Raw genomic sequence first — 14,979 nt, forward strand, 5'->3', positions numbered from 1 at the left:
ACTGCATTTTCTTGTTACTATTTTTATTCCTCTTTATTCTTCCTATTTCTTCCTTGCTTGTACATAAGTATATTTACTTACCGCAAACTTGGGATGCTCCCGGGTATTTTACCTTTGCCGCTAACTATGCAGTGGGCAATACTGGAAGATATTTTCAGTTTGCAGTTTCATTTCCTCCTGTAGGAAGAAGAAAAATTAATCTCTGCTCTACCAATAGTCCTGGAAACTCTCCTGCCCAACAATGTTGGAATGGTATGTCCAATGCTAATGACAAAAATCTAAACAATGGGCAGTTTACTGGTATAGCTCTTCTTAGCGCCCGAGATGGCAAAACTCAGTGGACATATCTAGTGAAATAACTGCATCTAAATTGAGACTTTAACTAATGTGAGTGACAAGTTCACATAGTACATAGTACATAAATAGTATATAAAGATTTTTGGGAGCGGTGCTTTCAAAAATCTTTATGCTTTTTAACTAAGCCAAAGCACTGTAATTTCCCCAATATCATTTTTTATTTGCGAAATAATTATTATTTTGATTTAACTAAGAATATCTAACTGCATGAAATCTCTAACTAAAATTTTTATTGTTTTATTGTTGAGCGCAACTATTGCCTTTGGTAGTTTTAATAATTACGCTAATTCTTCACCTATAATTCCTTTAGACCACAGTCAATCTATTCCATCCGATCTACAGCCACAAATTCTTCCTAATCAAACCATAGAAATACCAATGACGATTACATATAAAAGGATGGTTGAAATAGCTAATAAGACTCAATGTATTCTTAAACCTATAGGTGCTTACAATAAATCCTTAGAATGGCCTTTAGGTGATATTGATTCATTGCGATTAGTAGCTGAAAGATTTAACAGTGATAGCTTTTCTTTTGCATCTAATTATCAAATTGATTGCGGGATAGGTAAAGAAAAAAGAAATTTACAATTTTCAACATCATTAGATACTGAAGGGAATAAAAAGATTAATATTGGAGTTATTAATCAAAATGGCAATCAGCCAGCAAAATTAACTTGGGATCAAATGATAGACCCTGATGACAAATCTCTCCTTAATCCTCCCTTTGGGGTTAATGCTTTTATTAGACAAAAAGACCAGACATCAATCTGGCTCTTTGAAGTTGTAGAAAAATAATAGCTTTTCTGCTCATTGTGGAAAGTAGATGATGAACGGCTAATGAAAATGCTACACCCGCAGGAATTACATTGTCCAAACTGACACGCATTACCATCTCTTATCTATGTAGCGGTTGTGAGCAGCGAGTAACGCCGCTACTTACTTCTGGGTTTTAAGTTGCTGTACTCTTTCTAAGTCACGCTTTACTTCAAATACCAATTCACGGTTCTTAGAGTCAATATTCAATGCTTTGTTAAGATAAATTTCTGCCTCTCGCAATTTACCTTTCAAAATTAACTCACTGCTCCAGCGATGATAGGTGACGGCTTGCCAATGGGTTACTTCTGGGGAATTGGGATACCTTTCGCTCATGCCCTCTACCACCGCGATCGCCACCACATATTTTTTTTGCTTGAGTAGCTCTTGCACCCGCCGCAACATATCTAACTTCAGTTTTAATTCAGGATCGCTGTTAATTGGATCAATCCGATTATTAACCTGCTTAACTTCAAGCTTGACTTTGGGTGGGGGTGGGGTAGGATTTTGGGGCTTTGGTGCAGGCGATCGCACCTCTTGGGGCGGATTTTTGGCAAATATTTCCTTGGATAGATCCTTTAGATCGCCCTGATCCGCATCCTTGAGCATTTTGTAAGCTTCTTGGACCTGTTGAAACTTTTCGGAAGCGGCGGGATCATTTTGGTTGACATCAGGGTGATATTTGCGTGCTAGGCGGCGATAGGCAACCTTAATGTCATCGAGCGTGGCATTGCGGGGTATTCCTAAGAGCCGATAGCATTCCGATAGATGCATGAAATTACAGAATATTGAAGTTTTGAGTGGCAGAAAAGTTTATAAGAGGGGCGCTATGCGCTCCTTTTATAAACTTCTCTGGATTTAAGGCTTCTTACGAATTGTATATTTGCCTTTGCTGGTAACGGGCGATCCCTTATTAGCTTCTACAAGTTTAATATATTTGTCCAAAGCTTCTTCCTTGGTGGAATGCTCAGAAATAACATGAACTTTGCGACTACCCGCCAGTTCGAGGACAACTTGGTGCATGATTGTTAGCCAATGCTCATCTTAGACAGAAATCTATGTGTAGTTTAGCAAATATTTAGTAAAACAAATCAAAACCTACAAATGCAGGTAAATGTAGGTAACAGAGGAAATTACAGCTACAGCGCTTTGCCCTGATTTAAATCACAGAAGGTTAGAATAGAATTATGTTTACCATTTCTTAATCTAATGTCAGAAGTAACCATGGTGGAAGCATTGCCGATCTTAGCGATCGCACCAGCACGACTTTTACGGGGTAACGGGATCTTGTCGCAACTCCCTAAATATTTATCGCGCTATGGAAGTAAAGCGCTGGTAATTGCTGGCAATATGGCGGGGCAGGTCACAGTCAATTATTTCAACAACATTAACATAGAAATTATTCAGGCTCCCGCGATCGCTGCTTGTAACGATCAAAATCTGCAATTATTGCGCGACATCGTTGCTCAAGAACATCCTGACATGATTATCGGCATTGGCGGCGGCAAAGTATTGGATACCGCCAAACTAGTGGCGCATCAAAACCAACTGCCCATCATCACCATCCCCACCACGGGCGCGACCTGTGCCGCTTGGACTGCCCTGAGTAATGTATACAATCAGAACGGGGGGTTTGCCTATGATGTCACCCTTGACCATTGCCCCGATTTAATGATTGTTGATTATGACATTATTGCCACTGCACCTCAACGTACATTGATCTCAGGTATCGGTGACGCGATCGCCAAGTGGTATGAGGCATCGGTGAGTAGCGGCAGCAGTGAGAAAACGATGGTCATTGCGGCGGTGCAAGAGGCAAGGATTTTGCGTGACCTGCTCTTACAAAAGGCGGCGGCGGCGATCGCCCATCCCCAAAGCCAAACATGGCGCGAGGTGGTGGATGCCACGGTCTGTCTAGCAGGGGCGATCGGTGGTATTGGTGGCGCAAATTGTCGCACTGTCGCCGCCCACGCCGTTCACAACGCCCTCACCCATCTCCCCCAAACCCACCACACCTTGCATGGCGAAAAAGTTGCCTATGGCATCTTGGTACAACTGCGCCTTGAAGAATTTCAGGGCAATCAGTTAGCGGCTTCATCTCGGCATCAGCTATTGAAGTTTTATCAAGAGATTGGCTTACCCACATCGCTTACGGATCTAGGCTTGAGCCAAATTACGATCGCCGAATTAGAACAAATCGCGGCGATCGCCTGTCAACCCAATTCTGATATCCATCGACTGCCCTTTAGCGTCTCTCCCAGCCAAGTATTGGCGGCAATGGTATCAACCACCAGCCCAATTGTGAGTATGATTGCTTAATCAGGTAGGGGCAATCCACCCGTGGTTGCCCTGCTGTGTTCTAAATTAACGCACGCTAGGCAACTCAATCTCGATCGCCTGCTGTTGCATCTTTTTGAATACATTGTAAAAACCATTGGCACGGGAGGGCGTGAGACTGGCTACTAAACCTGTGTCCTTAATGAAATCTGGCGAAAGATGTTCGATTTCTTTTTGGGTTAAACCACTCATACATATCGACAGCAAACCCAAGAAACCCTTACTAATGAGCGCATCAGAGTCTCCGCTAAAAACAACGCGCTCATTTTCATCTAACTTGGCAACGACAAATACTTGCGAAACACAGCCCTGCACTTTGTTTTCAGGGGTTTTAAGCTTATCTGGAAAAGCCTCAAGCTTCTTCCCGTACAAAATTAACTGCTCATAACGTTGTTTGGGATCGGACAGCCGTTGAAATCGCTTGACAATGCGATCGATAGCTTCGGGTAAATTATCTGGACTTGATTGCATGGAAATGTTTAATACGGCACTGTATTTTGACATTCCTCAGCCTGAAAGCTTGAGGATGCTTGGACTCACTATTGTCTGTAGGATGCCTGTAGGACAAGCCCTAGGTCTTACTTAGTGATACCTAGTCTTGCAACTAGCTTCTCAAGCGTGAATTTCCGTATGCCCTACGGTATTTAGCCTATTGTAATATGAAGTCGTGTTGAAAGAACGAGGTTTTAAGCCAATTTTTCTAATAACTAAGCCTAGAGAAATTTTGAAAGCTACGTTTTTGCTTATATCCATTACCTAGATATTTTTAAGAATAGTTAAGATAGCCTCAAATCAATGTAAGCAGTATCATGGCTGGCTGATACTAAGGTTTCTTGACCTGCGGTTAGGGCTTGTGGTGGCTCGACAATATGCACAGCCTGCATCCAGCAAGTATCTTGATTGAAAGGACTGGTATCTAGATAGATTTCATCATCTAGCCAGAGGCGAAACCAAAAGGCGATCGCATGGCAGTGACCACTATTGGTAATCTGCACCGCAATTTCACGAGATTCAGGTTCAATATTTGCGCCACAAAAATCAAAATCAAAGACTTCAAAGGGTTGGCAGAGGGTTGTGTACTTAAAGTTACGCAAGTACAACTGCAAGTATTCCGATTTTTTAGAAAAAGCATTAAACAAACTCAGATCGAAGCCCGAGACGATATTCACGCGATCCTCATGGAATATTTGGCTGCTATCCACTAGCACGGCATAGACAGTTGCTGACTTGGGAATAATTTGGGCATTGGGCTTAAGTAAATGTTCCCTTGCGTGACGAATAGAAGCAACCGCATATTCCGCCAAAAGCCCCACATCAAAGATTTCACTCACTAAAATGTCGGCGTGATCGCTTAAATCTACGCCAACTTGCAAATCATTGGACAATTTATTAAAAGTCGTGATCTGGTGACTATAGCCATTCGCCTCGACAATCCGCCGCGCCATATTCGCCACCACCTGCACCTTCTCACAGGTATATACCTGCTTTGCACCCGCCCTTGCCGCCATCAGCGCCAACAGACCAGAACCAGAGCCAATATCTAAAACCACTGATTCAGACTTGACCGCCTTCCGCAAAGCTTGCTCATAGCAATTATTGCGATAGGTGTCATTCATCATTGGGAAATGCCAACGGGGAACAAAGCGGTTATAGATTTTGTTGAGTTTTTCCGATAAGTCTGGCAGATCGGGGTTGAGGTTATGGGCATTTTCATAGCAGCCGATCGCTTCTTCAAACTGACTTTGGATCGCGAAGCAATTACCAAGATTGCAGTAGGCCTCGGCATATTCAGGCTTATGGGCGATCGCCTGCTGAAAATACTGCCCTGCCAAGGCATAGTTACAACGATCGTAGGCAATATTACCGAGTTCTAGCATGGCTGCCGCTAGTTCAGGGTTGATCTCGATCGCTTTTTGAAATGCTAATTCAGCATCACTTGTCTGCAAGCGATCGCGCAGTGTATACCCATACTCTAGATAAAAATCTGCATATTCCACTTCAATTTCTAAAGTGTCTTGATAGTAAGCAAAGGCTTGATCTAATACCTGATTTTGTGATTCCCCAAGACCACCAGAAGCAGGTGCAACCAATATAACATCAGGGTCATAATATTCTGCGGCGTATTGATGTCGAATCTCAATAGTCCGATCATAGGCAGCGATCGCCTCTTGCCAATTTGCTTGCTGATAACAAAACCTTGCCAGACGCAGCCAGACTTGATCATCACAGGAATTCATTTCCGCTTGCTGCTTAAGGGCTTGCAAAGATATTGCTTCTAGCATATGTATTGGCTATTTACTAGTTTTACTAAAGACTTACACAAAAATACCTTGAAACCCGCGCTACCCTACATAGCGAAAAGTCGCAAGGGCAATTCATCAACTGCCCTTACAAACCTTCCTGTCATTCAAGCCCTATAAAAGACGGTAATTGCTGGCTGCTATGCCGCGATCGCAAATTTGGGACGCTGATTAACCACTTCATCGATTAAGCCATAGGTTTTAGCATCATCGGGAGCCATAAAGAAATCGCGATCGGTATCTTCGGCAATACGCTCTAGGGGCTGCCCTGTATGAAAAGCCATCAACTCATTCAGGCGATTTTTATGGTACAAAATTTCCTTAGCCTGAATCTCGATATCCGTAGCTTGACCCTGTGCGCCACCAAGGGGTTGATGGATCATAATGCGGGTGTGAGGCAATGACAAGCGCTTACCCTTTGCACCACCCGTCAGCAAAAATGCGCCCATACTAGCAGCTAAGCCCACACAAATAGTAGAAACATCGGGGCGAATATGCTGCATCGTGTCATAGATTGCCATACCTGCGGTTACAGATCCGCCTGGGGAGTTGATGTATAGAAAAATATCTTTTTCAGGATCATCGGCTTCGAGGAAGAGTAGTTGAGCCACAATAACGTTGGCAATACTGTCATCTACCTGAGAGCCTAAAAATACAATCCGTTCCCGCAGCAGACGAGAAAAAATGTCAAAGGCTCTCTCGCCACGACCAGATTGTTCAATTACGGTGGGGATCATAGTTTATATTTACGATTTACTCTCAGTCTATTCTAATGATATAGCGATCCTAATTGATTTGCAGAGGCATATTGTTAACCCCACTTGCCATTTTCCCAAAAAGCATATGATGAGCGGACATCTCTAATTGACTGACAAATTTTAACCATAAACAGGCAAGATGCCCGTTCCACAAGGATTCTGTTTTTGTGGGTCAGACATCTTGTCTGACAAGGCTTGCAAGTACTTTTATTCAGCCAATCAGGTTATCAGTCAATCAGGTTATCAGTCAATCAGGTGTACATCTCTGAACGCTCAATCAAGAATTATTCTATGCCCTACAGTATTTGCTGTATTTTAGTAAGATCCCCATGCTAGACCCCATTCTCCGATAGTCTCCACAGATATGCTCCAGAATGTTAATGAAGTTTTAACTGCGATCAAATCAGGCATCTCACTCCCGAAAAAAGATTTTTACCAAATTAATTTGAGTGGTTATGACTTGCGTGAAGCGAATCTCCAAACGGCTATTCTCATTCGCGCTAACCTGCGATCGGCAAACCTCAGTGCCGCAAATCTACAACAGGCGGATCTACGCAGTTCTGACTTAAGTTTGGCAATCTTGAGACAAGCGAATTTGCAAGGTGCATATTTGTATCGAGTAGATTTAAGTGGTGCGGATCTTAGTGGCGCAAATTTGACTGACGCTAAACTACAGGGTGCGCGATACGACAGCTATACTATTTTTCCTGAAAATTTTGTCTATAAGTCATCAGGGGCGATCGGTCCAAGTGCCAGCCTCAATGGTGCGCCGTTAAACACTGCCAACCTCAAAAAGGCGGATCTGCAAAATGCCAATCTCATGGGGGCGTATCTTGGAGGCACTAACCTGACTATGGCAAATCTAGAGGGGGCGAGGCTAGTCCAAGCCGACCTACGCAAAGCCACTTTGACGGGGGCAAGTTTACGTAGGGCAAGGTTGAACGGGGCAAATTTGGCGGGGGCAGACCTGCGAGCTGTAAATTTTAGTGAAGCTGATTTTGAACAGTTTGAAAGTATCGCGGGCGCTGACTTTAGTATGGCTCAAGGGTTGACTGATGCTATGCGATCGCGCTTACTTAAGCATCCCCAATCTCAACTAGAGACCCGCAACTCCTTTACGCTCAAAACCACGATCGCCACACTTACCATTGACTAGCAGGCTATTCTTTTTCGCGCACATCAAAAATTTGGCATTCAAATTTGGCATTCAAATTTGGCATAACTTACACCGAAGAAACCGCGCCAATCTGTAACTGGAAAGCACTTATCAGCCAAATATGCCTTTGACATTCTTAACCAAGGAGTCTAACCTAAGTAATAAGGTGTATTCTGAGGAGAATTTTTAGGATGATTAAGATCAAGAAATGCTTAAATCAATCACTTGTTGGTGTATCGGTTTTCGCCACATTATCCGCGCTACCTAGCATCGCTCTTGCCAATACTACTGCCATTACTTCCCCTAATACCGATCCCTATCAAGCAATTCGATTAGATAGCCAAGCAATTAAGCTTAACCCCATTGGTTCTAGTAATTCTGAAGCCATTACCCAAAATGTTACCTCCGTCTCACAACTGAGTGATGTTCGTCCCACCGATTGGGCTTTTACAGCTTTACAATCCCTCGTAGAACGTTATGGATGTATTGCAGGATATCCCGATCGCACATTTCGCGGCAACCAAGCCACCAGTCGTTATGAATTTGCGGCGGGACTCAATGCTTGCCTTGACAAGATCAATGAAATTATCTCCGCAGGACTAGCGGATAAAGTTAGCAAAGAAGATCTGGCAACATTGCAAAAGTTGCAAGAAGAATTTGCCGCCGAACTCGCAACCTTGCGCGGTCGTGTTGATAGCCTTGATGCCAAGGTCGCCAAACTTGAGGCTCAACAGTTTTCCACCACAACTAAGTTAAGTGGTGAGGTGATCTTTGGTGCGGTTGCAGCTTCAGGTGGTTTAACCAATGGTAAATCTAATATTGTTTTTGGCGATCGCCTCCGCCTAGTTTTAAACACCAGCTTCACAGGCAAAGACTTATTAAGAACCCGTCTCGAAGCAGGGAATCTATTTGCCACCAATAATACCAATCCCGCAGGCATTGCTGGCGTTCTCAACAGTAATATGTCAAGGTTTGGCTTTGCCTCTGGTGTTCCTGCCACCGCTAACGTTGGCTCACTTAATCTTTTATTCTACCGCTTCCCCGCCTTTGATGGCAAAATGCACTTCTTCGCAGGTCCGATCGCTGCTCCTGATGACTTCTTTACCCAAATCACTCCATTTGCATCCAGTGGACAGGGTTCCATCTCTCGATTTGGACGCTTTGACCCATTCTTCCGCATCGGCGGCACTAGCTCACTCATTGGCGCTGAATATAAATTTGATGACAAGGTAAACCTACAGGTTGGCTATAGTGCAGGCAGTGCGGCTATAGCATCAGGCGATGGCGGTCTCTTTGGTGGTACAACATCGATCGCTGCTCAATTTCTATTTAAACTAGCCAACAATCTCGATACATCTGTTTCCTACGCCCATACTTACTTACCAAATGGCAGTCTCAATACGGGGCTAGTTAACGTTGAGCAACCTTTCGGTGCTTTTGCTACTAAAACCAACTTACTCTCTGGCAACTTGGTATGGCGCATGAATCCTTCGATCACTTTCAGCACTTCAGGAACTGTCATCTTTGCTGATACTCCAACCCTTGGCGCATCCACTACCTTTACAACTTGGATTGCTGGCTTCAATTTTCCAAATCTATTTAGGGAAGGCAGCACAGGCGCAATTCTGTTTGGACAGCCCCTCAAGAATAGCAATACAGCCACAGCAACCCCTTACCATTTAGAACTGTTCTATCGCTATCAACTAAACAAAAATATCAGCATCACCCCTGGTATTTTCTGGGTATTCAATCCTGAATCCTCCAGTGCCAATGCTACTGCCACAGTTGGCTTAATTCGCACCACCTTCTCTTTCTAACAACCTAATGGCTAAAGCCTATTGAGGCATTAACTAACACGGCAGAAATATTGCAAGCGCAGCTTGCAATATTTCCTGTGGTTTGAGTGGTTGGTAATTGCCGTAAATTTTGCCCCATGACTTTTACTTCATGAATGTTGTATTTTATCTATTCATTTTTATAAAAAACTTAGAAAAGCTCTAAAAACTAAGATCTTCGGTGACATTGTTTGGCTGAAGTCATCGTTTTCTTTAAGTTTTAAGTTTTAAGTTTATTTGCTTACTTATATCTTTATTATTTGCTGATTTTTGAATCTGGAATTGCTAGCTATTGTCTAGTCTAGACTTGCATAAATTTAAAATTCTGTGATAGGGTAAATTACGTGTTTCTATTTGCTGTTTAGTAACTTGTAAGATTTCACTAAGAATTAGGCTTGGCGAAATTTTACCTTTGTTTCTGGTCAACGATAGGAAGCTGTTTGAAAGGTTTTAATCTCCCCCTAAACAAGGGCAACTTTTTTAATCTGTCTCTCCCCTTTCGTAATGGGGCATAAATTAGTTCTTTTAGCGAAAGTAAAGATTTTTTAAACAAATTCTAATAGTTGTAAAGCTGCTTTCAGTAAATATCCTATCTATTTCTATTTATTTGTCAGAGTAGTAATGTCAAGAGTATTAGGGGCTAACAAATTAAAATATGGGGGGCAAAACCAGAAATGGCTAATATTACTAGGATCTGATGATTACGATCTAGAGTGTGCCAAAATATTGCTGAACCACTTACCATCTAGACAAGTGGTTGTACTGTCAAGTTGCTTACAACTAGTTGCTAAACTAGTAAAAAATAATCCCCAAGTTATTGATGGAGGAAATTTTGACATACTTTCCAATTTAGAGCATCATTCTTGGGCAGGCATAATTTTAGGGGCAAAAGCTACCCTGTCTGATTCTGAAACGTTAAGCTTGATCAAATTGAAACTAAATTATGTTCCTGTGTATCATATATGTGATGTCTGGGAATCCTTGTGGTTAAAGCTACCACCTTCTTTGCTTGATGCCAATTGGTTTGTTGCTAGTAGTAGGTTCCAGTATGCTAACTTTCTAAAGTTTAAAAGATTGATAGATATACTGGTTTCCATGCTTCTGTTAATAATTCTCTTGCCACTTATGTTGTTAGTGGCAGTAGCCATTAAGTTGGATAGCCCAGGTGAAATAATTTACAGCCAACTGAGAAATGGGCGAAATGGAAGGGTTTTTAAAATCTACAAGTTTCGTTCGATGTATACAGATGCGGAAAAAACTGGAGTAAAATGGACTTCTATAGGAGACAGTCGAATCACTAGGATAGGCTATTGGCTAAGAACTTTGCGGATTGATGAGCTACCGCAGCTCTGGAATGTATTAATTGGGGAAATGAGTTTGATTGGTCCTCGTCCAGAAAGACCAGAGTTTGACGTAAAGTTAAAAAATGCAATTCCATACTATCAACTGCGTTACCTAGTGAAACCAGGCATTTCTGGCTGGGCGCAGGTACTTTATCCCTATGGAGCCTCCGTGGAAGATGCTTACGAAAAGTTAGCCTACGACCTCTACTACATCAAAAACTATTCTCTATGGCTAGATATCGTAATATTTTTTAAGACAATCAAAGTTGTGTTATGCGGTAAGGGAAGATGAGTCGTAAAATATTAGTAACAGGCGGTGCTGGTTATATAGGCTCGCATATTGTGCGCCAGTTAGGAGAATCTGGTTATGACATTGTTATCTACGACAATTGTTCTACAGGCATACCTCAAGCCGTGCTTTGCGGAGAGCTAATTGTTGGTGATTTGTCCGATATAAATCGTCTCTACCAAATTTTTGGTAAGTATCGATTTGATGCGGTTATCCATCTAGCAGCACGTTTAGTCGTTCCAGAATCAGTTGATTATCCTCTTGAATATTATTCCAATAACACTTGTAATACTACAAACCTATTACATTGTTGTAATGTGATGGGGGTCGATAAGTTGATCTTTTCTAGTACTGCCGCAGTATATGGCGAGTCTCATCACAGCCCTGTTACTGAAGATGTTACTCCATTACCGATTAACCCTTACGGGCGATCAAAGTTGATGAGTGAGTTAATCATTCAAGACTATGCTAAGGCTTCTTCACTACGCTATGTTATCTTGCGTTATTTTAATGTCGGAGGTGCAGATCCTGCTGGTAGAATTGGACAAAATTCTCGCCATGCTAATCATCTCATTGCCAATGCTTGCAATGCAGCACTCAAGAGACAACCAACATTAAAAATTTTTGGGACTGATTTCCCTACACCCGATGGAACAGGCATTCGTGATTATATCCATGTTGAGGATCTGGCTACGGCACATATTGATAGTTTGCGTTATTTAGAGGATGGCGGAAACAGTGAGATTTTTAATTGTGGTTATGGAGAAGGGTATAGTGTGCGACAGGTAGTGGAGAGGGTGAAAGCCATTTCTGGTGTAGATTTTCCTGTAATTAATGGAGAACGTCGTGCTGGCGATCCTGCCTCTGTAACAGCGTCTATTGAAAAGATCAAAAAGGTATTGAATTGGCAACCCAGATACAACAACTTGGATGCTATTATCTCAAGCGCTCTGGCTTGGGAAAAACGTAAATTAAAATCTTGTGAGTGATTACCTAATAGCTGAAATAATCTAGCTTTGCAATATTTTAGTCCTGATAGTTCAATTGTTAGTTCAGGAAAGTGGTGTGAGTGAAAAGTAATTTTTTTAGAAACGGGTTTTATAACACATTTGCTGGTGTTATCAGAATTGGATTAGCTATACTCACAATCCCGTTACTAATGCGTTTAATTGGTATTGAGGAATACGGGTTGTGGACGTTAGCATCAACCATCATCCTTGTTGTCACCTTAGCCGAGGCAGGTCTTTCTACAGCAACTACAGTGTTTGTTTCTCAAGATTTAGGGAAAGAGGATTTTGAAGATTTGTCCCAAACCCTAACTGTGACGGTTGGCGGAATTTTGATACTTGCAACTTTTGCTGCAATGTCTCTCTATTTTACTGCCGATACAATTATTTCTCTATTTTCTAAGTTGGAGAAGTCTCAACATATAGTAGCTGTACATAGTTTACAGATTGGAAGCTTGGTTGTTTGGTCTAGGCTATTGCAACATATTTTAATAGGTGTCGAGCAAGCCTATCAAAACTATGGTTTACTCAATATTTTAAACACAATACAATATTTTTCTCTGAGTTTCGGTTTAGTTATTGTAGCTTGGCTAGGAGGAAAAACAGTAGAACTTATGCAGTGGCAAGCTATATCAAGTATGTTAATATTAATAGGACATATTTGGTTAGTCCGATCGCTGATAGGTAAGAATTTTCTTAGACCAACTTGGAACTATGATAAGGTCTTGGCGATCGCCAATTATAGTTTTGCGGTTTGGCTATTGACGTTAGGAACAGCCCTATTTAGTAGAGGCGATCGCTTGATTGTTGGTTATTGTTTAGGTTCAGAGAATCTCGGTATATACGGAGGGGTTACTGAAGTAGCATCAGCTATTAACTCGTTGTCATCATTGCCAGTTCAGCCACTTGTACCGATTCTAAGCAATTATTCTAGAAACCATAACATTAGCCACGCAGAACTAACCCAGAAGGTAAAGCAGTCCATAGAAATAAATACTTTCTTTGCCTTAGGCTCAGCAGCTTTTTTGCTAATCATTTCACCATTAATTGTACAGTTAATGTTTGCTAATTATTCTGTAACTAGCACATTGATAGCACTTCAAATGGCAGTAGTGATTTATGGTCTTTTTTCGCTTAATGCCACAGGATTTTATATTCTTATCAGCACTGCTCCAAAAATGGTTATGATAATTCAACTAATCAGTGGATTCTTTGCCTTAATATTAATTTTCATAGGAGCCAATAAATTTGGTCTTTTAGGCGCTATAGCTGGTAACGTTGGATTTCTCTTAACTTGGCTGATGATTTTCTTAGGATTAAAGCTACTAAAAATACCTAACTTATTGTGGTTAAAATCCTCCTCTTTTTTATTACTCTGGTTTATGGTATGTATATTAGGAAGTTTGTTTATTTCTCAGTTTGAGTTGTTAGTAGCATTTTCTATAATTCAGTCATTGGTTATCATGGGTTACTTTACTAGAATTTTTAATCAAGAGCTAAATGCTTTGTTTCAAAAAATTATGATTAAAAAGTGTAAAAATTAATTACCATGATAATTACTATGATCAATTTTACAAATAGTTACAGTATCATATATATTACTTATTGACATTGTTGCGGATATTATTTTGGAACCACCTAAAATTTAGGGTCGCCTCATTTTCAAATTTGACATTTTATGTATCTATGAGAATAGGGCATTTTAATAGCAACGGACTCTATCTTGCAATGACTGAATTTATCTAAATTCGTTGCCAAGACAAAGAATCAAATAGCCCTGAATTTCATGTCTGATCCAACATCTCTAAATTTTTTTATCTAAGCACACTTAGATGATGTTATATTAATATGGATTGATATTGATGAATTAGTGGAGTTATCAAGTAAAATGAAACTTTTTAATCCTTTTCTTAAGTTTTTTATTAGAAGATACTTATTTGGTGTTTTAGTAACCACACAGTTTTATCCCATATTTAAGGTGTTATATCGAATTTCGCTGTGGGGGATGAATATTGGCTTGGGAGGAGGAGGGGTAGAAGATACTGGAGAAAGTCATGTGTTGCAGATGCTTTCTAAAGATATTTCCAGAAAAAATAGCAAAAAAATTCTTCCTTTGATATTTTTTGACGTTGGTAGCAATCAAGGTCAGTTTGCCAAGCTTGTAATTAAGTCTCTGGGCGAAAAAGTCAGTTTATTCTGTTTTGAACCATCAAAGAATACATTTGACACTCTAACGCAAAATTTGGAAGGATTCCGAAATACTAAACTATACAATTTTGGATTAGGAGAGCGGGATCAATTGCTTAGTCTATATGCAGACAAGGAAATGTCTGGGCATGCATCGTTATATGATCGCAAACATTTTGATAAATCTACAACTAAACTAGTAGAAACTGTTGAAATTAAATCCTTAGATAAGTTCTGTTCTGAAAATAAAATTTCGCATATCCACTATCTAAAATTGGATGTTGAAGGTCATGAACTAAGTGTTTTAAATGGATCAACTAAAATGCTTCAAGCAGGAGCAATTGATTACATTCAATTTGAATTTGGAGGATGTAATATAGACTCAAGAACTTATCTTCGAGACTTTTTCGAGATCTTAAGTGATAACTACGATCTATTCAGACTGTTGAGGAATGGTCTTGCTCCTATCAAGACATATGATGAAATATTAGAGGTATTCACTACAACTAATTTCATTGCTAAGTTGAAAAGCCTGTAAGGTTTTAATATTGTTTGGCTCTTCTAGGTTCATGGGAATAAGCGCAGCTAATAGTA

Annotated in this window: 13 protein-coding genes and 1 pseudogene; 9 read left to right on the forward strand and 5 right to left on the reverse strand. The window is 40.8% G+C overall.

Annotated features, from left to right (window positions below; translation table 11 throughout):
• Together H6F44_RS22980 and H6F44_RS13300 are read left to right on the forward strand one after the other, a co-directional pair.
• Nucleotides 1–359: pseudogene (locus H6F44_RS22980) on the forward strand (hypothetical protein); the annotation flags it as partial.
• Between the two features lie 205 nt (nucleotides 360–564).
• Complete coding sequence (locus tag H6F44_RS13300; protein ID WP_190351473.1) at nucleotides 565–1,155, forward strand: hypothetical protein; 591 nt, start codon at nucleotides 565–567, stop codon at nucleotides 1,153–1,155.
• Between the two features lie 141 nt (nucleotides 1,156–1,296).
• Here the strand turns inward: H6F44_RS13300 and H6F44_RS13305 are convergent, their stop codons facing one another.
• Entirely contained in the window at nucleotides 1,297–1,947 is a 651-nt protein-coding gene (locus H6F44_RS13305) for a J domain-containing protein (RefSeq protein WP_190351474.1), read from the reverse strand.
• Between the two features lie 84 nt (nucleotides 1,948–2,031).
• Nucleotides 2,032–2,196: a hypothetical protein gene (locus H6F44_RS13310; protein WP_190351476.1), complete on the reverse strand. Its 165-nt coding sequence runs from the start codon at nucleotides 2,194–2,196 to the stop codon at nucleotides 2,032–2,034.
• Between the two features lie 186 nt (nucleotides 2,197–2,382).
• Between H6F44_RS13310 and H6F44_RS13315 the strand changes: the two genes are divergently transcribed.
• The gene (locus H6F44_RS13315; protein WP_242016566.1) at nucleotides 2,383–3,492 is read left to right on the forward strand and encodes an iron-containing alcohol dehydrogenase family protein; all 1,110 of its coding nucleotides are present in this window, start codon (nucleotides 2,383–2,385) and stop codon (nucleotides 3,490–3,492) included.
• Nucleotides 3,493–3,537: 45 nt separating this feature from the next.
• Here the strand turns inward: H6F44_RS13315 and H6F44_RS13320 are convergent, their stop codons facing one another.
• From H6F44_RS13320 to clpP, 3 genes are all read right to left on the reverse strand, one after another.
• A complete protein-coding gene (locus tag H6F44_RS13320; RefSeq protein WP_190351522.1) occupies nucleotides 3,538–3,981 on the reverse strand; it encodes a SufE family protein in 444 nt (147 codons plus the stop codon).
• Between the two features lie 305 nt (nucleotides 3,982–4,286).
• Nucleotides 4,287–5,792, reverse strand: coding sequence for a tetratricopeptide repeat protein (locus H6F44_RS13325; protein WP_199302119.1), 1,506 nt, complete (start codon nucleotides 5,790–5,792; stop codon nucleotides 4,287–4,289).
• Nucleotides 5,793–5,950: 158 nt separating this feature from the next.
• Nucleotides 5,951–6,547 carry an ATP-dependent Clp endopeptidase proteolytic subunit ClpP gene (gene clpP / locus H6F44_RS13330; protein ID WP_190351478.1) on the reverse strand — a complete coding sequence of 199 codons (597 nt, stop codon included), beginning with the start codon at nucleotides 6,545–6,547 and terminating at the stop codon, nucleotides 5,951–5,953.
• 385 nt (nucleotides 6,548–6,932) lie between these two features.
• On the opposite strand from clpP, the gene H6F44_RS13335 reads away from it, so the two are divergent.
• The 6 genes from H6F44_RS13335 (at nucleotide 6,933) to H6F44_RS13360 (ending at nucleotide 14,923) form a co-directional block, all read left to right on the forward strand.
• Entirely contained in the window at nucleotides 6,933–7,724 is a 792-nt protein-coding gene (locus H6F44_RS13335; protein WP_190351480.1) for a pentapeptide repeat-containing protein, read from the forward strand.
• 191 nt (nucleotides 7,725–7,915) lie between these two features.
• Nucleotides 7,916–9,541 carry an iron uptake porin gene (locus H6F44_RS13340; protein WP_190351482.1) on the forward strand — a complete coding sequence of 542 codons (1,626 nt, stop codon included), beginning with the start codon at nucleotides 7,916–7,918 and terminating at the stop codon, nucleotides 9,539–9,541.
• A 609-nt stretch (nucleotides 9,542–10,150) separates the two neighbouring features.
• Complete coding sequence (locus H6F44_RS13345) at nucleotides 10,151–11,194, forward strand: exopolysaccharide biosynthesis polyprenyl glycosylphosphotransferase (RefSeq protein WP_322096222.1); 1,044 nt, start codon at nucleotides 10,151–10,153, stop codon at nucleotides 11,192–11,194.
• Entirely contained in the window at nucleotides 11,191–12,180 is a 990-nt protein-coding gene (galE, locus tag H6F44_RS13350) for a UDP-glucose 4-epimerase GalE (protein WP_190351486.1), read from the forward strand. Before H6F44_RS13345 ends, galE begins: the two co-directional genes overlap by 4 nt.
• 80 nt (nucleotides 12,181–12,260) lie before the next feature.
• Nucleotides 12,261–13,742 carry an oligosaccharide flippase family protein gene (locus H6F44_RS13355; protein WP_190351488.1) on the forward strand — a complete coding sequence of 494 codons (1,482 nt, stop codon included), beginning with the start codon at nucleotides 12,261–12,263 and terminating at the stop codon, nucleotides 13,740–13,742.
• A gap of 344 nt (nucleotides 13,743–14,086) precedes the next feature.
• Nucleotides 14,087–14,923, forward strand: a complete 837-nt coding sequence (locus tag H6F44_RS13360) for an FkbM family methyltransferase (protein ID WP_190351489.1) — start codon at nucleotides 14,087–14,089, stop codon at nucleotides 14,921–14,923.
• The last annotated feature ends 56 nt before the right edge of the window (nucleotides 14,924–14,979 follow it).

Origin of the sequence: Pseudanabaena cinerea FACHB-1277, assembly GCF_014696345.1 — a bacterium.
GTDB lineage: Bacteria > Cyanobacteriota > Cyanobacteriia > Pseudanabaenales > Pseudanabaenaceae > Pseudanabaena > Pseudanabaena cinerea.